This is a genomic window from Pedobacter sp. AC379, assembly GCF_979258145.1.
In genome coordinates, this window is sequence record NZ_OZ409839.1 from 483,458 (window position 1) to 507,165 (window position 23,708).

Annotated in this window: 30 protein-coding genes; 6 read left to right on the plus strand and 24 right to left on the minus strand. The window is 37.2% G+C overall.

Translation table 11 applies throughout. From position 1 onward, the window contains the following. Positions 1-59: 59 nt before the first annotated feature. From ACZZZW_RS02060 to ACZZZW_RS02080, 5 genes are all read right to left on the minus strand, one after another. Complete coding sequence (locus tag ACZZZW_RS02060) at positions 60-308, minus strand: DUF6952 family protein (protein ID WP_010599336.1); 249 nt, start codon at positions 306-308, stop codon at positions 60-62. Next, positions 308-616: a thioredoxin family protein gene (locus tag ACZZZW_RS02065; protein WP_025141703.1), complete on the minus strand. Its 309-nt coding sequence runs from the start codon at positions 614-616 to the stop codon at positions 308-310. The genes ACZZZW_RS02060 and ACZZZW_RS02065 overlap by 1 nt, the downstream gene beginning before the upstream one ends. A 14-nt stretch (positions 617-630) precedes the next feature. Continuing rightward, positions 631-1,263 carry a peroxiredoxin gene (locus ACZZZW_RS02070; protein ID WP_025141704.1) on the minus strand — a complete coding sequence of 211 codons (633 nt, stop codon included), beginning with the start codon at positions 1,261-1,263 and terminating at the stop codon, positions 631-633. A 222-nt stretch (positions 1,264-1,485) separates the two neighbouring features. Continuing rightward, complete coding sequence (locus tag ACZZZW_RS02075) at positions 1,486-3,870, minus strand: S9 family peptidase (RefSeq protein WP_463492155.1); 2,385 nt, start codon at positions 3,868-3,870, stop codon at positions 1,486-1,488. Between the two features lie 142 nt (positions 3,871-4,012). After that, positions 4,013-5,197 carry a hypothetical protein gene (locus ACZZZW_RS02080; RefSeq protein ID WP_463492156.1) on the minus strand — a complete coding sequence of 395 codons (1,185 nt, stop codon included), beginning with the start codon at positions 5,195-5,197 and terminating at the stop codon, positions 4,013-4,015. Positions 5,198-5,448: 251 nt separating this feature from the next. On the opposite strand from ACZZZW_RS02080, the gene ACZZZW_RS02085 reads away from it, so the two are divergent. Both ACZZZW_RS02085 and ACZZZW_RS02090 read left to right on the plus strand, forming a co-directional pair. Beyond that, positions 5,449-5,973: a YfiT family bacillithiol transferase gene (locus tag ACZZZW_RS02085; protein WP_463492157.1), complete on the plus strand. Its 525-nt coding sequence runs from the start codon at positions 5,449-5,451 to the stop codon at positions 5,971-5,973. Beyond that, on the plus strand, positions 5,970-6,446 hold the full coding sequence (locus tag ACZZZW_RS02090; protein ID WP_055904028.1) for a DUF6265 family protein: 477 nt from the start codon (positions 5,970-5,972) through the stop codon (positions 6,444-6,446). Before ACZZZW_RS02085 ends, ACZZZW_RS02090 begins: the two co-directional genes overlap by 4 nt. Positions 6,447-6,449: 3 nt before the next feature. On the opposite strand, the gene ACZZZW_RS02095 is transcribed toward ACZZZW_RS02090, so the two are convergent. From ACZZZW_RS02095 to ACZZZW_RS02130, 8 genes are all read right to left on the minus strand, one after another. Further along, positions 6,450-7,169 (minus strand): heavy-metal-associated domain-containing protein, encoded by a 720-nt coding sequence (locus ACZZZW_RS02095; RefSeq protein ID WP_082458630.1) that lies wholly within the window; start codon positions 7,167-7,169, stop codon positions 6,450-6,452. Between the two features lie 286 nt (positions 7,170-7,455). After that, positions 7,456-8,280, minus strand: coding sequence for a 4,5-DOPA-extradiol-dioxygenase (gene ygiD, locus ACZZZW_RS02100; RefSeq protein ID WP_463492158.1), 825 nt, complete (start codon positions 8,278-8,280; stop codon positions 7,456-7,458). Between the two features lie 93 nt (positions 8,281-8,373). After that, positions 8,374-8,946 carry a YceI family protein gene (locus ACZZZW_RS02105; RefSeq protein WP_055904034.1) on the minus strand — a complete coding sequence of 191 codons (573 nt, stop codon included), beginning with the start codon at positions 8,944-8,946 and terminating at the stop codon, positions 8,374-8,376. Positions 8,947-9,162: 216 nt separating this feature from the next. Then, positions 9,163-9,723: a helix-turn-helix domain-containing protein gene (locus tag ACZZZW_RS02110; RefSeq protein ID WP_463492159.1), complete on the minus strand. Its 561-nt coding sequence runs from the start codon at positions 9,721-9,723 to the stop codon at positions 9,163-9,165. Then, positions 9,723-10,226, minus strand: a complete 504-nt coding sequence (locus ACZZZW_RS02115; RefSeq protein ID WP_463492160.1) for a DUF3347 domain-containing protein — start codon at positions 10,224-10,226, stop codon at positions 9,723-9,725. The genes ACZZZW_RS02110 and ACZZZW_RS02115 overlap by 1 nt, the downstream gene beginning before the upstream one ends. A 7-nt stretch (positions 10,227-10,233) precedes the next feature. Further along, positions 10,234-11,046 carry a hypothetical protein gene (locus tag ACZZZW_RS02120; RefSeq protein ID WP_463492161.1) on the minus strand — a complete coding sequence of 271 codons (813 nt, stop codon included), beginning with the start codon at positions 11,044-11,046 and terminating at the stop codon, positions 10,234-10,236. A 1-nt stretch (position 11,047) separates the two neighbouring features. Beyond that, positions 11,048-11,584, minus strand: coding sequence for a heavy-metal-associated domain-containing protein (locus ACZZZW_RS02125; protein ID WP_055904045.1), 537 nt, complete (start codon positions 11,582-11,584; stop codon positions 11,048-11,050). Positions 11,585-11,670: 86 nt separating this feature from the next. Beyond that, positions 11,671-12,072 carry an HYC_CC_PP family protein gene (locus ACZZZW_RS02130; RefSeq protein WP_463492162.1) on the minus strand — a complete coding sequence of 134 codons (402 nt, stop codon included), beginning with the start codon at positions 12,070-12,072 and terminating at the stop codon, positions 11,671-11,673. A 93-nt stretch (positions 12,073-12,165) separates the two neighbouring features. On the opposite strand from ACZZZW_RS02130, the gene ACZZZW_RS02135 reads away from it, so the two are divergent. Further along, positions 12,166-12,888, plus strand: a complete 723-nt coding sequence (locus ACZZZW_RS02135) for a peptidylprolyl isomerase (RefSeq protein ID WP_055904051.1) — start codon at positions 12,166-12,168, stop codon at positions 12,886-12,888. A 107-nt stretch (positions 12,889-12,995) separates the two neighbouring features. On the opposite strand, the gene ACZZZW_RS02140 is transcribed toward ACZZZW_RS02135, so the two are convergent. Together ACZZZW_RS02140 and ACZZZW_RS02145 are read right to left on the minus strand one after the other, a co-directional pair. After that, the gene (locus ACZZZW_RS02140) at positions 12,996-13,172 is read right to left on the minus strand and encodes a hypothetical protein (protein WP_157255331.1); all 177 of its coding nucleotides are present in this window, start codon (positions 13,170-13,172) and stop codon (positions 12,996-12,998) included. Beyond that, positions 13,163-13,393, minus strand: coding sequence for a hypothetical protein (locus ACZZZW_RS02145; protein ID WP_055904054.1), 231 nt, complete (start codon positions 13,391-13,393; stop codon positions 13,163-13,165). The genes ACZZZW_RS02140 and ACZZZW_RS02145 overlap by 10 nt, the downstream gene beginning before the upstream one ends. A gap of 90 nt (positions 13,394-13,483) precedes the next feature. On the opposite strand from ACZZZW_RS02145, the gene ACZZZW_RS02150 reads away from it, so the two are divergent. The 3 genes from ACZZZW_RS02150 to ACZZZW_RS02160 all read left to right on the plus strand — a co-directional run bounded on the left by ACZZZW_RS02150 (position 13,484) and on the right by ACZZZW_RS02160 (position 16,536). Continuing rightward, complete coding sequence (locus ACZZZW_RS02150) at positions 13,484-14,251, plus strand: exodeoxyribonuclease III (protein WP_055904058.1); 768 nt, start codon at positions 13,484-13,486, stop codon at positions 14,249-14,251. 91 nt (positions 14,252-14,342) lie between these two features. Beyond that, positions 14,343-15,584 carry an imidazolonepropionase gene (gene hutI, locus ACZZZW_RS02155; protein ID WP_055904061.1) on the plus strand — a complete coding sequence of 414 codons (1,242 nt, stop codon included), beginning with the start codon at positions 14,343-14,345 and terminating at the stop codon, positions 15,582-15,584. Further along, positions 15,577-16,536 carry a formimidoylglutamase gene (locus ACZZZW_RS02160; RefSeq protein WP_055904064.1) on the plus strand — a complete coding sequence of 320 codons (960 nt, stop codon included), beginning with the start codon at positions 15,577-15,579 and terminating at the stop codon, positions 16,534-16,536. The genes hutI and ACZZZW_RS02160 overlap by 8 nt, the downstream gene beginning before the upstream one ends. A gap of 158 nt (positions 16,537-16,694) precedes the next feature. On the opposite strand, the gene ACZZZW_RS02165 is transcribed toward ACZZZW_RS02160, so the two are convergent. The 9 genes from ACZZZW_RS02165 to lpxD form a co-directional block, all read right to left on the minus strand. Continuing rightward, positions 16,695-16,853, minus strand: coding sequence for a hypothetical protein (locus tag ACZZZW_RS02165; RefSeq protein ID WP_157255332.1), 159 nt, complete (start codon positions 16,851-16,853; stop codon positions 16,695-16,697). A gap of 10 nt (positions 16,854-16,863) precedes the next feature. Beyond that, complete coding sequence (locus ACZZZW_RS02170) at positions 16,864-17,424, minus strand: 5-formyltetrahydrofolate cyclo-ligase (RefSeq protein WP_055904069.1); 561 nt, start codon at positions 17,422-17,424, stop codon at positions 16,864-16,866. Between the two features lie 129 nt (positions 17,425-17,553). Continuing rightward, on the minus strand, positions 17,554-18,114 hold the full coding sequence (efp, locus tag ACZZZW_RS02175; protein WP_055904072.1) for an elongation factor P: 561 nt from the start codon (positions 18,112-18,114) through the stop codon (positions 17,554-17,556). Positions 18,115-18,249: 135 nt separating this feature from the next. Then, entirely contained in the window at positions 18,250-18,810 is a 561-nt protein-coding gene (gene efp, locus ACZZZW_RS02180) for an elongation factor P (protein WP_055904075.1), read from the minus strand. A 436-nt stretch (positions 18,811-19,246) separates the two neighbouring features. Continuing rightward, a complete protein-coding gene (locus ACZZZW_RS02185; protein WP_055904078.1) occupies positions 19,247-19,861 on the minus strand; it encodes an ABC transporter ATP-binding protein in 615 nt (204 codons plus the stop codon). Positions 19,862-19,875: 14 nt separating this feature from the next. Continuing rightward, the gene (locus ACZZZW_RS02190; RefSeq protein ID WP_055904081.1) at positions 19,876-20,343 is read right to left on the minus strand and encodes a GNAT family N-acetyltransferase; all 468 of its coding nucleotides are present in this window, start codon (positions 20,341-20,343) and stop codon (positions 19,876-19,878) included. Between the two features lie 42 nt (positions 20,344-20,385). Beyond that, positions 20,386-21,171, minus strand: a complete 786-nt coding sequence (gene lpxA / locus ACZZZW_RS02195) for an acyl-ACP--UDP-N-acetylglucosamine O-acyltransferase (protein WP_029274294.1) — start codon at positions 21,169-21,171, stop codon at positions 20,386-20,388. Beyond that, positions 21,171-22,583: a bifunctional UDP-3-O-[3-hydroxymyristoyl] N-acetylglucosamine deacetylase/3-hydroxyacyl-ACP dehydratase gene (locus tag ACZZZW_RS02200; protein WP_055904084.1), complete on the minus strand. Its 1,413-nt coding sequence runs from the start codon at positions 22,581-22,583 to the stop codon at positions 21,171-21,173. Before ACZZZW_RS02200 ends, lpxA begins: the two co-directional genes overlap by 1 nt. Next, a complete protein-coding gene (lpxD, locus tag ACZZZW_RS02205) occupies positions 22,573-23,649 on the minus strand; it encodes a UDP-3-O-(3-hydroxymyristoyl)glucosamine N-acyltransferase (protein ID WP_055904087.1) in 1,077 nt (358 codons plus the stop codon). The genes ACZZZW_RS02200 and lpxD overlap by 11 nt, the downstream gene beginning before the upstream one ends. Positions 23,650-23,708 lie beyond the last annotated feature (59 nt).

Genomic DNA, 23,708 nt, shown 5'->3' on the forward strand with positions numbered 1-23,708 from the left:
CTGATTTGATCAACAAGGGATTTTTTATTTGAAAAAGTCAGATTAAAGCTTAAAAACGATTATCGATCAATCGAACCCATTACTTTTTGGCCAAAAGCATTTAATGCATCTTTTTCGGCTGCACCCTCACTTACCATTTGGTGAACTTCAAGCGCACCACAAATATTGGTAATCATTTCACCTGCAACATCCACTTCGTGCTCACTAACGCCTCTAAATTCGCAAAAAGCCTCTAAAACCTCTAAAGTGGTCTCCAGTTGTGCTGGAGTGGTGTTTTGAAATAATTGTCTTATAACCGGAATCTTCATTACTTTATCTTGTTAAATAGTTCTATTAAGCCTTCTGCTTTGTTGGTTTGCACCTGATCTACCAAACTGCCACCTTCAAAAGCTGCGAAAGTTGGTAAATTGTCAACGTTCGCAAATTTGCGTGAGTTTGGAAGTTTTTCGGCATCAACGATCAAGAAAGCCACATCTTCATTTTCTGAAGCCAATTTTTTAAACTTTGGTTTCATGATTCTGCAGTTACCGCACCAGGATGCAGCATACTGAACCATAACTTTTGAGTTATCGGCTAAATATTGTTGAAGGTTATCTTCTGTTAATTCTAAAAACATAACGTTTTGCTTAATTAGTTAGCAGCTAAATATTCAGCTACACCAGTTCTGTTTGCGTTCATTGCTTCTTTTCCTTCTTCCCAGTTTGCAGGGCAAACTTCGCCATGTTTTTGAACGTGGGCATAAGCATCAATTAAACGTAAATATTCTTTAACATTTCTACCTAGTGGCATATCGTTAACACTTTCGTGGAAAACTTTACCAGTTTCATCAATTAAATAAGTAGCTCTGAAAGAAACATTTGAACCAGAGAATGATTCATTTCCTTCTTCGTCATAGTTAACTTCTTGATCTAAAATATCTAAGATGCCAGACAATTGTCTGTGTGTATCTGCTAAAATTGGATAAGTAACACCTTCAATACCACCATTATCTTTTGGTGTATTTAACCATGCGAAGTGAACTTCGTTGGTATCGCAAGATGCACCAATTACAATTGTATTTCTTTTTTCAAACTCAGGTAAAGCAGCTTGGAAAGCGTGTAATTCTGTAGGGCAAACAAAAGTAAAATCTTTTGGATACCAGAATAATAACACTTTACTATTTTTATTTACAGCTTCTTCAAATACATTGATTTTCAAGTCGTCACCCATGTCTGACATTGCATCAATACTAACACTCGGGAATTTTTTACCTACTATTGCCATAATTTTTGTCTTTAATTTTAAGGCACAAAGGTAAGGCTTAATGAGGAGTCAATCAACCCTGTTTTACTCATTATTTATTGTATTTATTGATAACGATATAGATGAAAACTATATTGTTTTAGGCAACTATAATTGGCTTCTATTTCAGTTTTCTGCTGTCATGCTGAGGCACGAAACATCTTTGTTTGGTTATTATAAATGACGGCCAGATAAATGATAAGGTTACTTCTTCAACGTAGTTTCATAAAGCTTAAATATTCTCTTGTACTCATCCGTCCAGCTGCTAGGCTCAATAAAGCCATGATCTTCTACCGGATAAACGGCAAGTTCCCAGTTGTTTTTACCAAGTTCTATAAAGCGTTGTGTAATGCGTACAATATCCTGAAAATGAACATTTACATCAACCATTCCATGGGCCATTAATAAGTTACCTTTTAACTTATCGGCAAAGTAAATTGGCGAACTTCTTTTGTAAGCAATCGGATCGTTAAAAGGTTCGTTTAAAATGTTCGAAGTATAGCCATGATTGTAATGTGCCCAATCGGTAACCGAACGTAACGCCGCACCACTTGCAAAAACATCCGATTCGTTAAACATGGCCATTAAGGTAATAAAACCGCCATACGAACCGCCATATAACCCAACATGTTGAGGGTTTACGCCATATTTATCAACCAAAAACTTTACGCCATCAACCTGATCGGTTAAATCTTTTCCACCCATATGGCGGTAAATTCCCGTACGGTGATCGCGGCCATAACCAGAACTTCCGGTATAATCGATATCAATTACAGTGTAGCCATTATCTGCCAGTAAGTTATTGAACATGAATTCGCGGAAGTAAGTGCTCCAGCCGAAATGTACGTTTTGAAGATAGCCAGCACCATGAACAAAAACCACAGCAGGGTGGTTTGGGTGTGGATTGCTTGATTTATACACCCTTGCATACACATCGGCGCCATAACGGTTTTTAAAACTTACCATATCCGGCTGACGCCATTTGTAAGAATTAAACTCTGCAGAGGTAGATTGTGTTATTTTTTCGGCTTTTGCGCCCACCTTATTAGGTTGAAGATACAGTTCGCCGGGTTTATCCATGTAAGAATAATTAATGGCAATGTATTTTTCGTCAGGAGAGAGGGTAAGTTCATTCAAGCCTTTCATGGTTGTAATTTGAACCAGCTCGCCACCATTTACGCTGATTTTAAATAAATTGGTAATTCCTGGGTGTTCTTTATTTGTTTTAAGATAGAATGTATTTCTATCCTTCGAAAGCTGAACTGATTGTACTTCCCATTTGCCTGAAGTAAGCTGTTTTTTATCTCCCGTGGCTACATTAACTACATAAAGGTGCGAGTATCCGGTAGCTTCGCTTTGGTAGTAAAAGCGGTTGTTATCAATCCATCCGGTGCTTCCCTGATAAAAGCCACTAATGCCGGGGCCACCAATCCAGGCTTCATCGCGTTGGCGATCAATTAAAGTGAATTTACCTGTTGAAGCGTCTAACTTTAAAATCCAACGGTCTTTATTGTCGGTTGATGTGGCCACAACAATTCCTGTACTTCCGTTATCATTCCAAAGTGGGCCAAAGAAATTTACAGGCCGATCTGCGTTTTTCTTTTTTAAAGTGTCCAGCTCTTTTGGGTAATCTTTCAGGTAATCCGGAAGATCTTTTATACCTGGTATGGTAGCGGTTTGAATGGCATAAACAGAATCTTTTTGGGTATCGTAGATAAAACCCTGAGCGGTATTTTCGCTTTCCCCAACTTTTGTTCTGCCAGGAATATCTTCTGTATAACCAGAAGAAGTAATGTAGTTTGGCACAATGGTGCTGTGGTTGTTTTGCGCAGGTGTTGTTAATTTATAGGTGATGTAATGCCCATCGGGACTAATGGTTACGCTATTTAAAAATTTATCTTCTGTATACAGTTCTTTTAGCGGTTTTGTATCGCCAGTAGCGGCTCCTGAGCGGCCTCTTCCTCCGCGTGTGCCGTTCCTTGTTTCTGCATTTCTTTTTTTAATAATATCGAACAGTTCCGTTTGTTGGGCTTTAAGCCATTTATCCTGCTCTGTAACAGATTTGGTTTCCGGTCTTCCGGCTTTTTTACCCTTCACAAAATTGGTTAACTGCTTAGTTTCAGCTGATTTTAAATCAACTTCGAATAAATTGTCGCCTAATTGGTAAACGATATTCCCATTGGTTAAAAAAATAGGGTTACTTTCTCTTTCCTGCGTACTGGTTAACCGGGTTTCTTTTTTGTTTTTAAAATTTTGCAGGTAGATATCGCCACTTTTTTCGATTAAGCCAAGTGATTGATCTTTATTGTAGGCATAGTTTAAACTCAAAAGTTTTTCGTCTTCTTTCTCCGCTGCTTTAACCGGCTTGGACGATGTTGCCGAAACCTTAAATAAATCCTCTTTAATTTTATTTTCCGGGTTCCAGTTAAAATACAGCGTTTTGCTATCTGCGGTCCAACGGAAGTTGGTGGGTGCAATACCCATCCATTTTGGATCGCGCATAATTTTTTCTACAGTTAAGGGCGCCAATTGTTGCGCAAAAGTATATTCGCCCGTACAGAGCAAAAGAAAAAGTAAATATTTCTTCATGAATTTTTGGTTTGCCTGCAATTTAACGAATGGACAGGCCAATTTTAGCAGGAAATGGAAATGTTACAAGTGTCGTTTTTAATTTATCAGAGATGAAATTTTGAAATTACCTATCACCTCTGTACCAATCAATGCTTAAATATTAGCGGATTACTCTTCCGGTTTTATCTACATTTATTCTATCAAATGGTTCGAGGTATTCGTTAATGATTACGGCAAATTCTCGCCTGGTTAACACTTTTTTAAGGTCGTATTTAGAAGTGAACCTATAATTTTTAGACCATTTTTTTTGAAGATCGGCTTTAGTTGCATCAACAGCTTTATTTCCTACGTAACAAACCATGTTTATGGTATTTTCCAAATCGATGGGGATATTCTGATGATCATCAAACCAAATTTGTGCCTTATAATAATAATCTTTAATTGGTTGTTTAATTTCGTTGTATGTAACTTCTTTTTCAGGTTTAAAATAGGCTTTGTTTTGTTCAAGCTCAGCTTTGATAATGCCTGTTATGCCTATTTTTTGAATGGCCAACCAATTGGAGTCTGTCGGTTTTACATCATCAAAAGGCATTAAAGGATGTTTGTAGGCCAATAACTCGCCCTGAATCCCTTTTAAATTTGACAAACTCGTTTTGGTATTGTAAAATGATGCATATGCTGCGGTTGCACCTGCTGGTGGTCCAATTTCATATTGATCTGCGGGAATGTATAAAAGGTTTTCCTGATCAGGAATCAACAAATTATATAAGGATAAATAGTGAGCACCTTGCTGGAAATTACTTGCGATTGTGGTTCGATATAAATTTTCGCTGTAATTTAATACACTTAAAGTTGCAGGTTTTAAGCTGGTTGTTTTTAGCGAAGAGATTAATTTCCCCGGATCATCAGCCATAATCAGAATCTTCGCTTTAATGCTTTTTTCTTTTGTAAGCTTTACTTCCCATCCACTTCCCGACCGCTGAATCGCTGTATATTGGGTGTTGTTAATTACGTTTAAAAGCTGTGTGCTGTCAACAATAACTTTTACAGGCTTTTTTTTATCTGGCTTGGGCTTGGGGATATCAAGGCTTTTCGCATTTTCAGTTTCACGCTTTAAAAAGCTTTGATAAAATGGCAGTAAGGTTTTTTTTGTTCCAGCAATTTTATTTAAATCCAATTGATCTTTTTGATTGAGCAGAAGTGTTTTTACGCCCGATTTAAAGGATTGAAACGATGCGGAATAAGCAGCATCACCACTGCCGATAACCAGTACATCTGTTTTTATGGTTTGTGCATGAATAACCAGGGGAATTATGAATGCGGCAACAAAAAACAATCTTTTCATCCTTTATTATTGAATTTTGCTGCAATATGCTTTAAATGAATGAATTTTTAATGAAATGACTACAATTTAACTCGATTTATAACATAAAGTGGTAAGAATTGTGGCTTAATAACAACTTTATAGAGGTAATTGTGCGGTAACATATAAATGCCAAGGATGCGTAGGTTGCACGGAATTGCATTAAATTTCCGTCTATTTATCTGCGTCAAAAACATCACTCATTATTTCTGTAAAATAACTATTTTGCTGTCATGGATTTAGAACAACTTAAATACCCGATCGGTCAGTTTTCAATGCCTAAAGTTTTTGATCAAAAGCAAATTGATACCTGGATTGGAGAAATCGAAGCTTTACCAAGGCAAATTCAAGATGCGACAAATAATCTAACTGATGACGAATTAAACCAGACTTATCGCCCCGAAGGGTGGACCTTGCGGCAGGTGGTTCATCATATTCCAGATAGTCACCTTAATGCATACATCCGTTTTAAACAAGCCTTTACCGAAGATATTCCGGTAATAAGACCCTATTACGAAGAACGTTGGGCCGAAACGGAAGAAGCTAAAAATGGTGACATTAAATTATCAATTGATTTATTAACTGGTTTGCATCAGCGCTGGGTAGCTTTTTTAAAAACATTGAAAGTAGAAGATTACCAAAGAAAATATATTCATCCGGCACAAAATAAAGAACTCACATTGGCAAATATGTTAGGGATGTATGCCTGGCACGGAAAACATCATTTGGCGCACATTACAAATACTATTATAAAATGAAAAGAATATACTTCAGTTTTGTGATCTTAATTTTTATTTGTTTTTACACTAATGTACAAGCACAAAAAAATCTTTCGCAAACTTTCGCTTTTGTACTTGGCTCATGGGAAATGCAAACATCAAAAGGAAAAATTGTTGAACATTGGGAGTTAAATCCAGATAAAACCCTTAGCGGTAAAAGCTACAGCGTAAATGCAAAGGGAGATAGCTTGCTTACTGAAACCCTTCAGATTAAAAAAATTGGGAAAGAAACTTTCTATTGCTCAATTGTAACCAAACAAAATGAAGGAAAAGAGACATGTTTTAAATTGATCTCATCTAAGGATAAAGTCTATGTTTTTGAAAATAAAACACACGATTTTCCGCAGCGAATAGTTTATCAGGATCAGGGAAAAATTGAAATGCTCGCCTGGATTGAAGGCGAGCTTAATGGTAAAAGCCGAAAATCGGAGTTTAGGTACAAACGCCAATAAACATTACATCAAAATCAGCATTACAGCACTCATCGCAATCATTAAGGCATCTTCAACAATGGTTACGGTACTCATGGGTAAGTTAAATACGGCACCTAAGCAGGCACACTGAATCTTTTTCTTGTTTAACACACTTTCCAAAACACCAAAAATACTAATGGTCATTACAATAAGTGTAACCCAGTTAATAATGGTTGGAGATAAGTTTAATGCAAAAGAGAGGCCTAAACCGAGTTCGATAAAAGCATAGATGTATCCCCAGGCACTAAATTTTTTCGCAACAATATCATACATGGCATAACTTTCGGCGAAGGCTTTTAAATTAAGCATTTTAAAAAAGGAGAATGTAAGAAAGAAGCCTGCCATAAAAATGCGCATAAAAGCCATATAATTAAGGCTTTTGCCTTGCCACGAAACTATAAGGGCAATTGCGGTAACATATCCAAAAATTATTAAAATAGGTTTATACGTTTCGGCCCACGATTTTGCTTCTTCAAGTGTTTCGCTATGTTGTGCCGCAGAAATTTGATATTTACTCTCTGTGCCTCCTAAGGCTTGTTGAAGGGTGTTTAAGCCGATGTGTTTATCCATGCTGATGGTAGCAGAATTGCTATCTTTTGAAACCTCGACAGCAGTAACATCAGGTAAAAGGAGCAGGTTGTTTTTTACTTTATTTTCGCAACCGCCACAGGTCATGCCGGTAAGTTGATAGGTATGTGTCATGATTATGAATTCTTTATACAAATTTACCGCTTCGGTAGGCGATAAGCGTTACAGAATAATCATAAAGTTTTATAGAATTTTGAGCCAATGTGATTCTGCAATCAGTCGTTATATTGACTGTAATGGAGAAATCCGTAGTATAGCATTTTCCTTAATAGCCTGAATTTCCTTAAGGTAATTATCTAAATAGGCTTTTGACAATTAAAGAGTTAAGAAAATTAAAGTTTATTGGTGGTAAAAAGAATAAAATCAGGCTTTTAACGATTCACTCTGCCTAAACCCCAGCTTATCCTACCAAAACCGAAGTCATGGTTAAAGAACCTCCAACCGCTTTATCATTAAAAAAAGAAACCTCTTCCTTATCATTTTTCATTCCGAGTGTATAAATGAGTGGTAAATAATGTTCTGGCGTAGGGATGGCCAACATCGCATCTGTACCGAGGCTACGGTAATTAATCAGCGGTTTATGATCGCCGTTGGCAATTAAATTTTTAAACTTATTGTTCATTTCGTTGGCCCAATCGTAACCTCCGCCATTAATCATTTCCCAACTTAACATGCGAAGATTATGTACCATATTTCCACTACCCAACACCAAAACGCCTTTTTTACGCAGGGCATAAATTTCCCTGGCAATTTCGTAATGTTGCTCCGGCGATTTTGTATAATCAATGCTCAATTGAAGAACAGGAATATTGGCCTCAGGATACATGTGTTTTACTACTGTCCACGTGCCGTGGTCTAAACCCCAATCGTGATCTAAGCCTACTGGAGTTGAATGAATTAAATCAGGTATTTCTTTCGCTAATTCTGGATCTCCAGGCGCGGGGTACTGCACATCAAAAAGTGCTTGCGGGAATCCGCCAAAATCGTGAATGGTACCCGGAAAATCCATTGCAGTAATGTAAGTACCATGTGTATACCAATGTGCCGATACCACTAATACCGCTTTCGGCACAGGAATATTTTTTGCCAATTCTGCCCAACTCTGGCTAAACTCATTGTTTTCTATACCGTTCATGGGCGAACCATGGCCAATAAATATGGTTGGCATCAAATCGGTTTGAGGCAAACGCTGAGTAAAGTTTTTAAATTGAGATAAGGTTGACATAATGTTATGTTTGTCATGCTGAGCCTTTCGAAGTGCCTATGTGCATTTCGAAAGACTCAATGTGACAGCTTTTTTTTAAATGACGATCTTGTGTTATTTTGCCTGAACAAATTCAAGGTTTAATTTAATGGCAACATCTTTTGCAACGCCAGCACCTGTTGGATCATATTTAATGTTATAATCTAAACGGTTAATGGTAGTTGTTGCACCAAAACCCGCTTTGGTATTGCCTTGTTGATCTTTAGCTGTACCGCCATAAACAACTGCAAATTTTACATCTTTTGTAACGTCGCGGATGGTTAATTTTCCACTTAATTCGTAATTATTACCACTTAGTTTTTTGAAAGAAGTGCCTTCGAATTTCATTGTTGAAAATTTCTGAGCGTTAAAGAAATCGTCAGTTTTTAAGTGATTATCTCTCATTTCAACACCTGTAGTAATGCTGTTTACATCAACCGTAAAGTTGATTTTAGCATCTGTTAAATCTGGTTTCGAAGCAGTAACTGTTCCGTCGAATTTTTTAAATGATCCATCAACAAAAGAAATGCCCATGTGTTTAATCGAAAAGTTAACAAATGAGTGCATTGGATCTATTTTCCAACTTGTTTGTGCAAATGAGGCCACACTGATAGATGTAGCGATCAGAAATAAGAATAATTTTTTCATCAGGATATAATTTAGTGAATTATTAAGTACAAATGTAGTTAAGGATCGGCCGATCAATCTTGACTTATGGTAAGAAATTTAGAGTTGGGTTAATCGGAGGATTAATTGTTAACTGAAAACTTTTAACTGGTTAATAGTCTTATAGTTGACTGACGGTAGCTAATAGGCCATCAACCATGATCTATCTTACCAATAACCAATGTATTTTTTTATGCATTATACCTCATCAAGTGTTTTCCTGCTATCTGTTGAGTTACCTTTGTAAACAGAAGGGGTAATGCCAGTTACTTTTTTAAATTGTGCCGATAAATGTGCTACGCTGCTGTAATTTAGCTGATAAGCAATTTCGCTTAATGTAAGTTCGCCATAAGTAAGCATTTCTTTAGCTTTCTCTATTTTTTGTGCGATGAAATACTTTTCAATTGTCTGGTTTTCCACTTCCGAAAACGCAGTGCTGAGCGTATTGTACTCCATTTTCAATTGCTCGCTTAAGTACACAGAGAGATTAATTTTTAGCGGCTCTTTGGTGTAATGCACCAAATTAATAATCGTCGTTTTAATTTGTTCTGCAACCTGCATTTTCTTATCCTCAAGCAATTCGAAACCAAAACGGCTCAAATTCTGCCCTATTTTGCTTTTATCTTCCGCTGAAATGCAATAGGCAAGCGTAACTTCACCAAGTTCAACCAATAATGGTGTAAAGCCGAGCTGCTCCAGCTCAGCCTTAACCACCATTTTGCAACGGTTGCATACCATATTTTTGATATGCAGTTTCATTACTTAGATTTTATGGTTTCAGAAACATCACCACAATCAAACATCATACTTCCATAATATGGATTTTCGATATTTTCTTTTTCATTTAACCAGCTTGCTTTAGCCATCGGGCAGTGTTGAATGTAAACCGTTTGGCTATTAAATTTTAAGCCTTTAAGAGTCTTAATCATGGCATAAGAAATTCCTTCGAAAGCTTTTCTTTGTGTTTTTATATCATTCGATCCCGCAAGCTGTGCTGCTTTACTTTTGATAATGGCTGCTTGATCCATAAATAGTTTATGTTGATCGGCAGGAAGATCTTTATGATTGACTGCATTCACTTTTTCTGATAAAAATTTTGCTTTTTCTACCGCAAGGTCTTTCTTATCTGTTGCCAATGCATTTTTTACATCGTAATAAGCCGTTAGTACTTGATTTAATTCTGCATCTGTTTTGCTTTGTGCATAGGTAAAAGCTGTTGTTGCGATTGTTATGATGGCAACTAATCCTAATATTTTTTTCATCTTTTTATTATTTTAAAACATTAAAGAAATTAAATTCTGCACGTAGCAGGTACATGTTTTTGGTATATCGGTTCTCCATATTTCCGGTAGCCTGAAAACGATAGCCTAAATCGATCCTTGTTTTACTGTTCAAAACCATTTGTATGGCAGGGGCTATATCCAGATAAGATTGGCCACTGCTAGGATCTGTTTTGCCTAGCAATTCGAGATATACATTAAAATTTGGCTGATTGTAATCCTTGTAAACCACAGGTAAAATCAGGTAACCTGATGACAAGCTATAGGATAACATGTTTTTCGGCTGAGGCATTCCGGCAATCTGCCGCTCATTATTTTCAAATGCGTGTGCATAACCCAAAGTTGACGAAAGTGCTAATTTGTGCAAAAGCTGAGTGAAAATTAATCCACCCTGCACACCACTGTTATCGCCTTCCAAATTTATGTCGTGCGTATAGGTAGGTCTTCTACTGGTACTTGCCCGGCCAAATGCTGAGGCCCTAAAATGGCTGTGTGTATCATCCAATGATAGAAACCGATACTTTGCATACAAACTTCCACCTTCTAAACGGTATTTTCCATCCATATCAGACAGGAAAGCTTGTGCATGCATCATTAAGTTTTTGTTAAAGCCGATCATTACCTCCGGAATCGTTCTGCTCACATAGCCGGGGTAATTAAACATCCCTTCATTGGTAATTCTAACACCGATTGATTTGGTGGGCATATTGCTCGCCGGCTCCGTAAATACATATAATTCTTGCGCATGAGCGAGATTATAAACGCCGATAAATACCAGCGCTAACATTAATATCCGTTTCATTTTAAGAAAGAACGAGGTGATAAATGCGTGTTTTTTTGCCATTTACAACACCTGCGCCACTAGCATAAGCATCTGAATTAGCTGTTTTGGCCTGTTTTTTAAATGCAGCACCCGAAATAAAATCTTTATCAACCACACTTGCCTTTACTGTGCCGCTAAGCGTTTTGCCTTTTACGTTTACAAAACGGTACACATTACCATCAACAATAGCCTGGCCTTTATCATCAACTTTTACATCGTTAAAGTTAAAACTAGCTGTTAAATTGCCTACCGAAAATCCAGCATCCTGAACTTTTTTACGAACGAGATCAAGATTGATATTGGCATCTTTTTTAAATGTTAAAACAAAAATATTTTTGTTTAAGTCTGGCTTCACACTGCTGATGAAATTTAATGTTTCTAAAGATTTTTGTGTTGCTTTTGAACACATGGAACAAGTTAAACCAGTTACCTGTAAATCTGCTGAAGATATTTGTTGCGCCGAAACACTAACGGCGAAGAATAGCATAAGAATGCTGAAAATTTTTATTGTTTTCATGATTTTTTGAATTAGAATTTTAAAAAAATGTCACATTGAGCCAGTCAAAACGCTAAAACGTGCATTGACGAGCTGATGCTTAAATCCTAATTCCTAAAAATGCAATTGAAAACGTGAAGTGCAATCCGCGAAGATAAAGGCGGTGCCTTGTTTGAAATTTTACTAAAAGACTTTGGAAAAATGTTGCTTAGAAACTCAAAAACAGGAGGGTGGAGAAAAAGCTGAATCGAAAACAACTTCGGCATTTGTACTTGTGCCTCTGTTTGATGGCTATCTTTAACCTTAACCGTTACCTGGGTATTTTTGCAACAACCGTCGTCTTTCTTTTCTGCAGGAATATCTTTACAGAATTTGCACGATAACTCATTGCTGAAAAGCTTAACATTTTCTAGTTTGCCTCCACAGAAATGGAGACTTAAAGCCAAACCCATAACACTAACTGCATAGAATACAGCTAAAGAAAGTGCTATTTTTTGTTTTAACTTCATTAATACAAAGGTAAAGGAAAAAAAACCGAATAATGCCAGTATTTATTTATTGAATTTCATTTTTTAGCTTAATTTAGCGTCAAACCAATTTAAATGAAGAAACTATTACTATTTCTATGTGCTTTTTCTGTGCTTTCTGCTTTTGCGGCTAAGCCTAAAAATCAATACGTACGCATTAAAACTGAATTCGGAGAATGTATTATTAAGTTGTATAATGAAACACCATTACACCGCGATAATTTTTTAAAATTAACCAAACAAGGGTATTACAATGGCGTTCTGTTTCATCGTGTGATTAAAGATTTTATGATTCAGGGTGGAGATCCAGACTCTAAAAATGCCAAGCCAGATTCATTGTTGGGCAACGGCGGACCAAAATATACCATTCCTGCGGAGTTTAATGATAGTTTATTTCATAAAAAAGGTGTTTTAGCCGCGGCCAGAGAAGGCGATGATGTTAACCCAGCTAAAGCATCAAGTGGTAGCCAGTTTTACCTGGTACAGGGAAAGGTTTTTACCGAACAGCAATTGAATAATGTAGAAGAAAAGCGGCTCAAATTTAAAATTCCTGAGTGGCAACGTGTGGTGTATAAAACCTTAGGCGGTACGCCACATTTAGACCGAAATTATACCGTTTACGGCGAAATTGTTGTGGGTTTGGATATGGTTGATAAAATAGCTGTTTTAGCGACGGATAAAAATAACCGACCAAAACAGGATGTTAAAATGGAAATCACTATTTTGAAAAGGAGAGAGGCAAAAAAGTTGGAAAAACAATTGCTGCAGGGATCGTTGAAAGATAAAATGGTTATGTAATCAAAGGATCCTGTCTGTTGTCAAAAAAGAATAGGATTCTAATTTCTTCCTGATAAACCTGATAGTAAAAAGAAGTATATTTTGAAATAACACCTTTTCTCACTTGTTTATTTTAGCGAAATGGGTTCGTAAATGAAAGGCTGAATGGCAACTAAATCAATTTTTCTATAAGCGGTTTGGATAAATTTTTCGGCTTGATGATATCCCCATGTTTCTTCAATAAAAATCCCAATTAAAAGTAGTGTTTCATAGGCTTCTTCTGAAAAAGAAATGTTTAATGCCATTTCTCAGAAAGTCTCCTTTTAACTTCTTCATAAGGAATTAACTTGCCCTCCTCGGCCTGCTTTAGTCCCCTTTTAATCCCTTCCTGTACATGTTTTGGTAATTCATCCAGCACCACTTTTTCATTGTAGTTTAAAAGCATCTCCAACTCTGATAAAAGATTTTCATCGTCCGTTTCAAAAACTTTTTTTGCAATCTCGATTTTTAATTCCTCAATGCTCATAAACAAATTTAACGAAAGCAAATCTCAATTACTAAGCATTTATTTAATTAATTTCTAAATTTACCGCCCACAACAATTGAAATTTACGGAATGAAGATTATCTCCTATAATGTTAATGGGATCAGGGCAGCAAGTACCAAGAATTTTTTCGGTTGGCTTCAGGCTACAGCTGCTGATATGGTATGTTTGCAGGAAGTAAAAGCGTTGCCATCTCAAATACCTGAAATTATTGCGTTAATTGAGCAATTAGGGTATCACCATTATTGGTTTCCGGCAGAGAAAAAAGGGTATAGCGGAGTTGCCATTTTATCCAAAATTAAACCCAATCATGTAGAATTTGGCTGCGGAGAAGAATGGATTGATAAGGAAGGACGCATTTTAAGGGCTGATTTTGATAACTTTTCATTAATGAGCCTTTACATGCCATCAGGCTCTAGCGGGGATGAACGCCAGGTTAAAAAGTATGAATTTATGCGTTTCTTTGATGTGTATATTGATGAATTGCGAAAAGAAATCCCAAACCTAATTGTGAGTGGCGATTATAATATTTGCCATACCCCGATAGATATTCATAATCCTAAATCAAATGCCAATTCATCGGGGTTTCTGCCTCAGGAAAGGGAATGGATGCAGTTATTTTTAGATAATGGTTTCATTGATACTTTTCGTCATTTTAATAAAGATCCGCATCATTATACCTGGTGGAGCTACCGTGCGGGTTCGAGAGGAAAAAACCTGGGTTGGCGCATCGATTATCATTTGGCCACCAAACCAATGGAGCATCGCCTGAAAAACGTAAGGATTTTGCCTGACGCCATCCATTCCGATCATTGTCCGGTTCTTCTAGAAATCGATTAAGGATTGAGTTAGCTGGTTAATTTTTTATCGGTTAACTGTAATTCAATTAGCAATTTACACAGATTAAATTTTTAACCTTCAACCTAACCAAATGTTAATCACAGATATAAAAGGCCTGGTAGGCGTGCATCCTAAAGATAAATTGGTGCTCCGCGGAAGTGAATTGGATCAATTGCCTGTTTTGCAAAATGCCTGGCTTTTAATTGAAGATAATGTGATTACAGATTTTGGTATGATGGATGCTATCCCGCCTCATATTTCAAGTCTTCCTGCTCAAGTATCGGCCAAGGGCAGGTTTGTTTTCCCTTCGTGGTGCGATAGCCACACCCATATTGTTTTTGCAGCCCCACGTGAGGAAGAATTTGCCATGAAAATACAGGGCAAAAGTTATGAGGAAATTGCAGCTGCGGGCGGTGGAATTTTAAATTCTGCCAATAAGCTTCAAAATGTATCCGAGGATGATTTGTTCCAAAGTGCAGCAAATCGTTTAAGGCAAATGATTTTTCAGGGAACTGGTGCTGTAGAAATTAAAAGCGGTTACGGTTTAACAACTGAAAGTGAAATTAAAATGCTCAGGGTAATAAAAAGGCTGAAAAATCATTTCCCGATTCCAACCAAGGCAACTTTTTTAGCTGCTCATGCATATCCGGCTGAGTTTAAAAATAACCACCAGGGATATATCGATTTAATTATCAACGAAATGTTGCCGCAAATTGCCGAAGAAAAACTGGCTGATTACATTGATGTTTTTTGCGAGAAAGGATTTTTTTCTGTCGAAGAAACCGATCAGGTATTAAAAGCGGGAGCAAAATACGGCCTTAAACCAAAAGTACACGCCAATCAGCTTTCAGTTTCCGGAGCTATAGAAGTTTCAGTACAAAATAAAGCAGTTTCTGTAGATCATCTGGAAGAAAGTAATGAAGAAACCATTCGAACGTTACAAAATTCCCAAACCATTGTAACTTTATTGCCTTCTTGTTCGTTTTACCTGGGTATTCCATTTGCGGATGCCAAAAGCTTTATTAATGCAGGTTTGCCTGTTGCCTTAGCTACAGATTATAATCCAGGTTCAACACCATCAGGAAACATGAATTTTGTGGTATCGTTAGGTTGCATTAAAATGAAAATGCTTCCTGAACAGGCCATCAATGCAGCTACATTAAATGGTGCTGCGGCGATGGAAATAAGCAGGGATTTTGGAAGCATTGCAATTGGAAAAAGGGCCAATTTATTCATCACAAAACCGATGCCCTCTATTGCCTATTTACCTTATAGTTTTGGCGAAACGCAAATAGAAACTGTGATTATAAACGGTAAAATTTATAATGGATAATCTTAAAATATATTCGCAAAGCGACATTGATCATTTGATTATCCGGAGGGATGGAGAGTGCAAAATTGGCGAGCATGTTGCTGTTTTTTCATCGTGGAACAATTTGGAGCACACCAATGCGAAATTTGTGTTTTTAGGTATTCCTGAAGATATTGGCGTGCGGGCAAATGCCGGTATTGCTGGTGCTGCATCCGCCTGGAGAACAAGTTTGGTTGCTTTTCTTAATATCCAAAGCAATCGTTTTTTAAGTGGTGAAGAAATTTTGGTTTTGGGCCATTTTGAAATCAATGAGCCAGAAGATCCTTCTATAAATGGTTTAAGGAACAAAGTAGCTGAAATTGACAACCTGGTTTATCCGGTAATTGAAAAAATTGTTGCTGCGGGTAAAATTCCGATTGTAATAGGCGGGGGGCATAATAATGCTTATCCGATAATCAAAGGCACTTCATTAGCAAATAAACAACCAATAGATGTTTGGAATGTAGATGCCCATGCTGATTTAAGAAAGCTTGAAGGTAGGCACAGTGGCAATGCGTTTTCTTATGCCTTAAATGAAAGTTACCTGGATAACTATTTCATGTATGGATTGCATCAAAGCTATAATAATGAAGAAATTTTAAACCAGATAACAACGAATCCTAAATTGAAAGCGGTGTTTTTTGATGATATTTTAACAGGAGCAGATTATAGCGGATTAATTAATAATCTTGGACAAACAGCTGGCCTGGAAATTGATTTGGATTGTATTGAAAATGTGCTTTCGAGTGCTGAAACACCTTCAGGTTTTACCGTTAATGAGATTAGAAAACTAATTTTGACTACCGCTAAAAAATTTTCCTATTTGCACATATGCGAAGGTGCAACGCGGATGCTTGATGGAAGGGTAAGTAGGTTGACGGCTAAATTAATTGCTTATTTGGTGAGCGATTTTGTAAAGGCATATACTTCTTAGGTTTAGCCAAGGAGTCACAGAAACACCGAATATTTCTTGTTTTGCGTGGTTCTGAACTTGTTTCATCATCTTTCTTGTTCTCTTAATAGTTGAATGATTATGTCTTGAAATGTAGGTTCTGAAACAAATTCAGGATGACGATTCATAAGTAGAAAATTCTACAAATGCTCGGCTTCGTATTTTTCTCCGGCTTTCAACATCAGCTCAATCTGCTTTAGGTCTTCTGCTGTTAATTCTTCCTTTTCCTGTAATTCGAACACCGCAATCATATTGTCTTCGTATTGTTTTTCAGTTTTGATAACGATTTCTTGTGGCATGCCGGTAAACTTAAAATTTTATAATTTCTGTAGGTGTAATGCAAAAATCCAACTTAATGTCATGTTCATTTACATTGTCGATTTTTTCAATAGCAGGATACAAAGATAAGCCTATTTTCTGAGCATTTAAGCCTTCAAGAAAGCGATCGTAAAAGCCTTTACCATAACCTACGCGATAACCTTCTTTATCGAATGCTAAAAGTGGAACAATCACCAGGTCTACTTCACCTTTATGCAAGCTTCCTTTTTGTGGCTCCAGAATATTATAAAGGTTTTTCTGAAGGTCATCAATGCCCAGGTATTCATGGTTTGTCATCAACGCCGTTTCAAAATCAGCTTTAGGGACGATAATTTTAATTTCCGGATGATTTTTATTCAGCCATTCTATCAGCAGAAATGTATCAGGTTCTTTTTTTTCTACAATCGGCAAAAAAATATGAAGGGTCTTAATCTTGCTGAAATCAAGCGATTTGAATTGGTTTAAAAGAGCTTTATTAAGTTTTCCATATATTTCGGCATTCAGTAATAATCTGTCTTTTAACGCCTGCTTTCTGATTTCGGCTTTTAGCATAATAGCAAAGATAAATATTTTAAAAGCCCGTCGGTTTCAAAAATCTGCGAGGTTTACATCACGCCGAGAATAAAGAAACAAAAAAGCCTCTAAGAATTAATTTAGAGGCTTTTAAGTAATTTGTTTAAACTATTTTACACGCTCAACATATTCGCCTGTGCGCGTATCGATTTTAATTTTATCGCCCTGGTTTACAAACATCGGAACTTTAACTTCAACACCATTTTCTAAAGTAGCTGCTTTTAAAGCGTTTGTAGAGGTATCACCCTTAACCGCTGGCTCCGAATAGGTAATTTCAAACTCAGCAAAGTTTGGTAATTGAGCCATAATTGCTTCTTCACTTTCCATAGAAACAATAATGTTCATGCCTTCTTTTAAAAATTTGATGGCCGAACCAAATAATGATTTCTCTACGTTAAACTGCTCGTAGCTGTTGTTATCCATTACAACAAGGTAATCGCCTTCTTCGTATAAATATTGATAATCGTTGGTTTCAACGCGGCAAATTTCAACAGCTTCGTCGGTATTCATACGTGCTTCAACAATTCTGCCCGATTTAATGTTACGGAATTTACCAGTGTAAAATGCTCCACCTTTTCCAGGTGTACGGTGATTCCATTCGTCAACAGTAACCAGTTCGTTGTTTATACGAAGGATGTTACCTGTTTTAATTTCTGATGCTTTAGCCATATTGTGTTATCCTAAATTGGATTTATATTTCATTTTTTCGTGACGGCAAAGGTAAAATTATTTTGATAAAAACCTATAAAGGTTTAAGGGATAAGGCCTAGGGAATTGAGGGGATTTTTAGAATTCGGGATGGTTTTATTTTACCCTTTCCATGTATTCGCCGGTTTTGGTATCAACCTTCACTTTATCACCCTGATTAATAAATAGAGGAACCCTTATTTCGGCACCTGTTTCTACTGTAGCATATTTTTGCGCACTTGTAGAGGTATCGCCTTTTACAGCAGGTTCAGAATAGGTAATTTCTAATTCTACACTATTGGGCAGTTGCGCAACAATTGGTTCATCACTTTCAAAAGCGATGGTTACATTCATTCCTTCTTTTAAAAATTTAATAGAATTTCCGAAAAGCAATTTTGGGATGTTGTACTGCTCAAAAGTATTGTTATCCATCACTACCAAATAATCGCCATCTTCATAAAGATATTGGTAGTCGTTGGTTTCTACACGGCAAATGGTTACCTCCTCGTCTGTTCGGAAACGGTACTCAACAATTTTTCCTGTTTTTACATTGCGCATTCGGGCTTGATAAAATGCCCTTAAATTTCCGGGGGTGCGGTGTATATATTCTTCTACACTTACCAACTCCCCGTTAAAACGAAGCACATTTCCGCTTTTTACTTCTGATGCCTTTGCCATTTATGTTGAAATAATGTTTTGTTAATTTTAAATATCAAAGTTAAAAAAATCAATCATGATTTGGAAAGGAAAAACTGTAATCCATTGTTCCATGGGTCATTTATATTGATTTGTTTTTTGTTTACAATATGGCCAGGGGAGGTGAAAAAGGCCGTATAAAAGAAATGCCTTTGGGAACCACTCCAAAGGCATAATCAACCTAAACCTCAAACTAAACTATGAAAAACTCTTTGCCTTTAACGGGCTATATATTTTGTTTCGGACTAACCGAAAATATGATCTTTTAATGAAGAGATAAATTAATAATTGTTTCTCTTTTTGGTGGTGCAAAGGTAAGTATATTTATTGAACTAAAAAATATTTTTTTAAAAAAATATTTATAATACAAATGTATGACAAAACAGACTTAGCTTTATGTGATTAAAGCATGTTTAACTTACTTGTAATCTGATATTTGTATCTGATTTGTGCAGAAGTCGTATTCTTGTATTTGATTGGAGCCAATAATTGTTAGCCTGTCTTTTGCAAAATTTTCGATCAGTTCGCGGTACCAACTAATTCCCTGAACGTCTAAATTACTTGTTGGCTCATCTAAAAATAATATTGGCGTATCGGCACAGCAAGCCAAACCTAGTTTGGTTCTTTGCTTCATTCCCGACGAAAAGTACTTGATTTGTTTGTTTGCTGCTTTTTCCAAACCCAATATGCCGATCAGCTTTTTGGCATCAAGCCCAGAGGCGAAATTTTTAAACTTAAAATGAAAATCTATACTTTCTTTTAAAGTAAAGGTTTCTACCAGTTCGAGGTACGGCGCAGCTAAACCGATGTATTTGTAAATGTTTTCTACAGGAATTTCTTTGCTTTCAGAGAATGAAATCTCACCTTCAGAGGGTGATAAACTGCCCGTTAAAACACTCAATAAAGTAGATTTGCCCGAGCCGTTGGGCCCTAGTATGGCATAACTGCTGCCTGAAGAAAATTCAGTGCTTAAATTTCTGAAAATCCATTCTTTATTAAATCTTCTGCCTACGTTGTTTAATGAGATTTTCATTTTTGCCGGGCCGTTTAAGATTTTGCGTTAAGCGGTTTAATCATGCAAACGCTGTTATCAATACCAACATATTGACCATAATTTGGCGTAACCTGATAACCGGATTTTTGGTAAAGAGATATGGCTTCTGGTTGTTTTTTGCCAGTTTCTAAAACACATGAAGCAAAACCCAGCTCGGCAGCCCAGCTTTCCAAACCGTTTAAAACTTTAGCCGCGATGCCCTTTTTTCGGTAATCGGGGTGCACAAACATTCTTTTAACCTCGGCTTCTGTTGCTGAGAAAGGTTTTATTGCACCACAGCCAACCGGATTTTCATGATGATAAGCTACAATTACAGCTTTAATGGCGTAAATCTTATTAAACTGAGCATAAAAAGTATGGTCTTCACCATCCCTAACCGCCAAATCCTGATCTAACAATGCTACCAATGATTTAAAATCGGTATTATCTGAATCGGTTCTGACTAGTGTTAACTCACTCATGAATATTTGTTTTGCTTTAAGCTTGGTATTGCTGCTCTATGATTAGCTGCCCATTCCGAAACCCTTCATTACACCACGGTTAGAATTACGGATAAAATCTACAATTTCGTCACGGATTTCAGTTGGTTTAAATTCGGCTTCGATCATGTCCAAAGCTTTGGTTACGTTATTATGTTTTACAAAAAGCACACGGTAAATTTCCTGAATCTCGTCAATCTGTTCGTTGGTAAAACCTCTTCTCCGCAAGCCAACAGAGTTAATTCCTGCATAAGAAAGTGGTTCGCGGGCCGCTTTAACATAAGGAGGAACATCTTTACGCACCAATGAACCACCGGTTACAAAAGCATAAGAACCTACTTTAACAAATTGATGTATGGCAACCAAACCTGCCAAAACCACATTGTTTCCAATGGTTATATGGCCAGCTAGTGTGGTACTATTGGAAAAAATACAGTTATTGCCTACTTCACAATCGTGTGCAATATGTGAATAAGCCTGAATTAAGCAATTGCTGCCAATGGTGGTTTTCCATTTATCTTTTGTACCACGGTTAATGGTTACGCACTCGCGTATGGTGGTATTATCCCCAATTTCTGCAGTGGTTACCTCACCGGCAAATTTTAAATCCTGCGGCTCACCCGAAATTACAGCACCAGGAAAGATGCGGCAATTTTTACCAATGCGTGCACCATCCATAATGGTTACATTCGATCCGATCCAGGTTCCTTCGCCAATTACCACATCTTTGTGTATCACTACGAAGGGTTCAATCACCACATTTTCGGCGATTTTAGCCTGGGGGTGTATGTATGCTAGCGGTTGTATCATTATTGCGTGGGTTCTGCTTGTTTAATTTTTGAAATTTGCGCCATCATTTCGGCTTCTACAACGATTTTTTCGCCAACCATACCTACACCTTTCATTTGGGCAATACCCCTTCTGATCGGTTCAAGTAAATCGCAACGGAAAACAATAGTATCGCCAGGGAGCACCTGTGCTCTAAAGCGTACGTTATCTATTTTTAAAAAGTAGGTTAAATAATTTCTAGGGTCTGGAACGGTACTTAAAACTAAAATACCCCCAACCTGGGCCATTGCTTCAATCTGGATTACGCCAGGAAAAACAGGTGCGCCCGGAAAATGCCCTTTGAAAAACTCTTCATTCATGGTTACGTTTTTAACGCCAACAACATGATTTTTAGAAAGTTCCAATATTTTATCTACAAATAAAAATGGCTGGCGGTGAGGCAAAATATCCATAATCTGAACTACGTCATATAATGGCTTTGCACTCGGGTCGTAAACCTTTTGTATTTTTTTGTTTTTTTCTTTTTTAATGGCAGCTTTAATCTTTTTAGCAAAAGCAACGTTTGCCGCATGGCCGGGGCGTGCAGCCATAATGTGGCCTTTTAAGTGCATGCCTACCAATGCCAAATCGCCGATCATATCCAGTAATTTATGTCGCGCAGGCTCATTTTGGTAACGAAGTTCCATGTTGTTCAAAATTCCCTGTGGGGCAACATCGATATCCTTGCGGTTAAATAACTTCGCCAAATGGCTCAATTCATCTTTGGTAACTTCTTTATCTACAATTACTATGGCGTTATTTAAATCGCCGCCTTTAATTAAATTGTGCGATAACTGGTACTCTAATTCGTGTAAGAAACAGAATGTACGACAAGAAGCAATTTCTTTTTTAAACTCTGCAATGGTGTTAATGCCAGCATGCTGACTGCCCAAAACAGGAGAGTTATAATCGATCATACAGGTAAAGCGATAATCATCAAGCGGCATTGCCACAATTTCTACTTTCCTGTCTTCTTCTGTATAGGTAATGTTATGTGGAATGGTAAAATATTCGCGATCTGCATTTTGCTCCACTGTTCCAACTTCCTCCAGTAAATCAACAAACTGGATTGAGCTACCGTCCATAATTGGTGTTTCTGGTCCATCTAACTTAATCAGCACGTTATCTAAATCCATGCCTACTAAAGATGCCATTACATGCTCAACGGTGCTTACGCTTGCACCATTTTGGGTAAGTGTTGTTCCGCGTGAAGTATCGGTTACGTTATCTGCATCGGCTTCGATAATCGGATGTCCGTCTAAATCAATACGCTGAAATTTAAAGCCATGATTTTCGGGAGCGGGGCAAAATGTTAAAGTAACATTAGCGCCTGTGTGTAAACCAACACCAGATGCCGATATTTCTTGTTTAATCGTTTTTTGTCTAACGTTCATTGTGTATTGTATTCTTTTCCAGTTCAGCTATAAGCTTTTTCAATTCGTCTTCGAGCGCGTTTATTCTTTTCTCTACATCTGGAAGATGCTTGAAAATTACTGAGGCACGCATCCAATTGCGTAAAGGTTGCGCCGGACTGCCATGCCATTGTTTATTTTCTTCTGTAATATTAAAGTTAATGCCTGCCTGTGCACCAATTTGCGTGCCTTTGGCTAAAGTGAGGTGTCCGGCAATACCTACCTGGCCGCCTACAACACTGTTGGGACCAATTTTGGTGCTTCCTGATATTCCTGATTGTGCGGCCAAAACGGTATTTTCACCAATTTCAACATTGTGCGCAATCTGAATCAAATTATCAATTTTTGCACCTTTTTTTACAATTGTTGATCCCATTGTTGCACGATCTACAGTAGTATTTGCACCAATTTCTACATCATCTTCGATAATTACATTGCCGATTTGAGGTATTTTATTGTAAGTACCATCTTTTTGAGGTGCAAAACCAAAACCATCACTACCAATAACAGTGTTTGAATGGATAACCACTCTTTTACCGATCACTGAATTATGGTAAATTTTTACCCCAGGAAAAAAAGTGCTGTTTTCGTCAATTTTAGAGTTTGCACCAACAAATGTTTGTGCATTTAACTTACAACCGTCGCCAATTTCTACGTTTTCAGCAACATATGCAAAAGCATCAATGAACACATTTTTACCGATTTTTGCTGTTGGATGCACAAAGGCGAGCTTATCAATGCCAGATTGTGCGGCATGAGCGTTCATCGCCTCGTTGTATTTATCCAGTAAAATGGTAAAAGCACTATATGGGTTTTCTACCCTGATTAATGTGCTGGTGTAAGGTTGGGTAGGAGCGAAATCTTTAGATACGATCACAACTGACGCCTGGGTAGAATACAGAAAGTTTTCGTACTTAGGATTAGAAAGAAAAGACAAAGAGCCTTCTTTCCCGTCTTCTATTTTGGAAAGTTCGGTAACGGCTACATCTGGGTTGCCATCAATGGAACCGTTCAAAAACTGACTTATCTGCGTGGCAGTAAATTGCATCGTACAAAGGTATATGTTAAATTGATATGAACAAAAAAACCTGCTACGGTTAAGATGTG

Coding starts and splice junctions, on each gene's coding strand:
- ACZZZW_RS02090 (WP_055904028.1), top strand. CDS start 5,970: ATGAAAAGAATATACTTCAGTTTTGTGATCTTAATTTTTATTTGTTTT.
- ACZZZW_RS02070 (WP_025141704.1), bottom strand. CDS start 1,263: ATGGCAATAGTAGGTAAAAAATTCCCGAGTGTTAGTATTGATGCAATG.
- ACZZZW_RS02185 (WP_055904078.1), bottom strand. CDS start 19,861: ATGAAAATCTCATTAAACAACGTAGGCAGAAGATTTAATAAAGAATGG.
- ACZZZW_RS02130 (WP_463492162.1), bottom strand. CDS start 12,072: ATGAAGTTAAAACAAAAAATAGCACTTTCTTTAGCTGTATTCTATGCA.
- efp (WP_055904072.1), bottom strand. CDS start 18,114: ATGGCTAAAGCATCAGAAATTAAAACAGGTAACATCCTTCGTATAAAC.
- ACZZZW_RS02145 (WP_055904054.1), bottom strand. CDS start 13,393: ATGAGCATTGAGGAATTAAAAATCGAGATTGCAAAAAAAGTTTTTGAA.
- ACZZZW_RS02115 (WP_463492160.1), bottom strand. CDS start 10,226: ATGAAAAAAATATTAGGATTAGTTGCCATCATAACAATCGCAACAACA.
- ACZZZW_RS02160 (WP_055904064.1), top strand. CDS start 15,577: ATGGATAATCTTAAAATATATTCGCAAAGCGACATTGATCATTTGATT.
- hutI (WP_055904061.1), top strand. CDS start 14,343: ATGTTAATCACAGATATAAAAGGCCTGGTAGGCGTGCATCCTAAAGAT.
- ACZZZW_RS02170 (WP_055904069.1), bottom strand. CDS start 17,424: ATGCTAAAAGCCGAAATCAGAAAGCAGGCGTTAAAAGACAGATTATTA.
- ACZZZW_RS02200 (WP_055904084.1), bottom strand. CDS start 22,583: ATGAACGTTAGACAAAAAACGATTAAACAAGAAATATCGGCATCTGGT.
- ACZZZW_RS02110 (WP_463492159.1), bottom strand. CDS start 9,723: ATGAAACTGCATATCAAAAATATGGTATGCAACCGTTGCAAAATGGTG.
- ACZZZW_RS02095 (WP_082458630.1), bottom strand. CDS start 7,169: ATGACACATACCTATCAACTTACCGGCATGACCTGTGGCGGTTGCGAA.
- lpxD (WP_055904087.1), bottom strand. CDS start 23,649: ATGCAATTTACTGCCACGCAGATAAGTCAGTTTTTGAACGGTTCCATT.
- ACZZZW_RS02125 (WP_055904045.1), bottom strand. CDS start 11,584: ATGAAAACAATAAAAATTTTCAGCATTCTTATGCTATTCTTCGCCGTT.
- ACZZZW_RS02080 (WP_463492156.1), bottom strand. CDS start 5,197: ATGAAAAGATTGTTTTTTGTTGCCGCATTCATAATTCCCCTGGTTATT.
- ACZZZW_RS02135 (WP_055904051.1), top strand. CDS start 12,166: ATGAAGAAACTATTACTATTTCTATGTGCTTTTTCTGTGCTTTCTGCT.
- ACZZZW_RS02165 (WP_157255332.1), bottom strand. CDS start 16,853: ATGCCACAAGAAATCGTTATCAAAACTGAAAAACAATACGAAGACAAT.
- ACZZZW_RS02120 (WP_463492161.1), bottom strand. CDS start 11,046: ATGAAACGGATATTAATGTTAGCGCTGGTATTTATCGGCGTTTATAAT.
- ACZZZW_RS02140 (WP_157255331.1), bottom strand. CDS start 13,172: ATGGCATTAAACATTTCTTTTTCAGAAGAAGCCTATGAAACACTACTT.
- efp (WP_055904075.1), bottom strand. CDS start 18,810: ATGGCAAAGGCATCAGAAGTAAAAAGCGGAAATGTGCTTCGTTTTAAC.
- ACZZZW_RS02060 (WP_010599336.1), bottom strand. CDS start 308: ATGAAGATTCCGGTTATAAGACAATTATTTCAAAACACCACTCCAGCA.
- ACZZZW_RS02105 (WP_055904034.1), bottom strand. CDS start 8,946: ATGAAAAAATTATTCTTATTTCTGATCGCTACATCTATCAGTGTGGCC.
- ygiD (WP_463492158.1), bottom strand. CDS start 8,280: ATGTCAACCTTATCTCAATTTAAAAACTTTACTCAGCGTTTGCCTCAA.
- ACZZZW_RS02190 (WP_055904081.1), bottom strand. CDS start 20,343: ATGAGTGAGTTAACACTAGTCAGAACCGATTCAGATAATACCGATTTT.
- ACZZZW_RS02085 (WP_463492157.1), top strand. CDS start 5,449: ATGGATTTAGAACAACTTAAATACCCGATCGGTCAGTTTTCAATGCCT.
- lpxA (WP_029274294.1), bottom strand. CDS start 21,171: ATGATACAACCGCTAGCATACATACACCCCCAGGCTAAAATCGCCGAA.
- ACZZZW_RS02065 (WP_025141703.1), bottom strand. CDS start 616: ATGTTTTTAGAATTAACAGAAGATAACCTTCAACAATATTTAGCCGAT.
- ACZZZW_RS02150 (WP_055904058.1), top strand. CDS start 13,484: ATGAAGATTATCTCCTATAATGTTAATGGGATCAGGGCAGCAAGTACC.
- ACZZZW_RS02075 (WP_463492155.1), bottom strand. CDS start 3,870: ATGAAGAAATATTTACTTTTTCTTTTGCTCTGTACGGGCGAATATACT.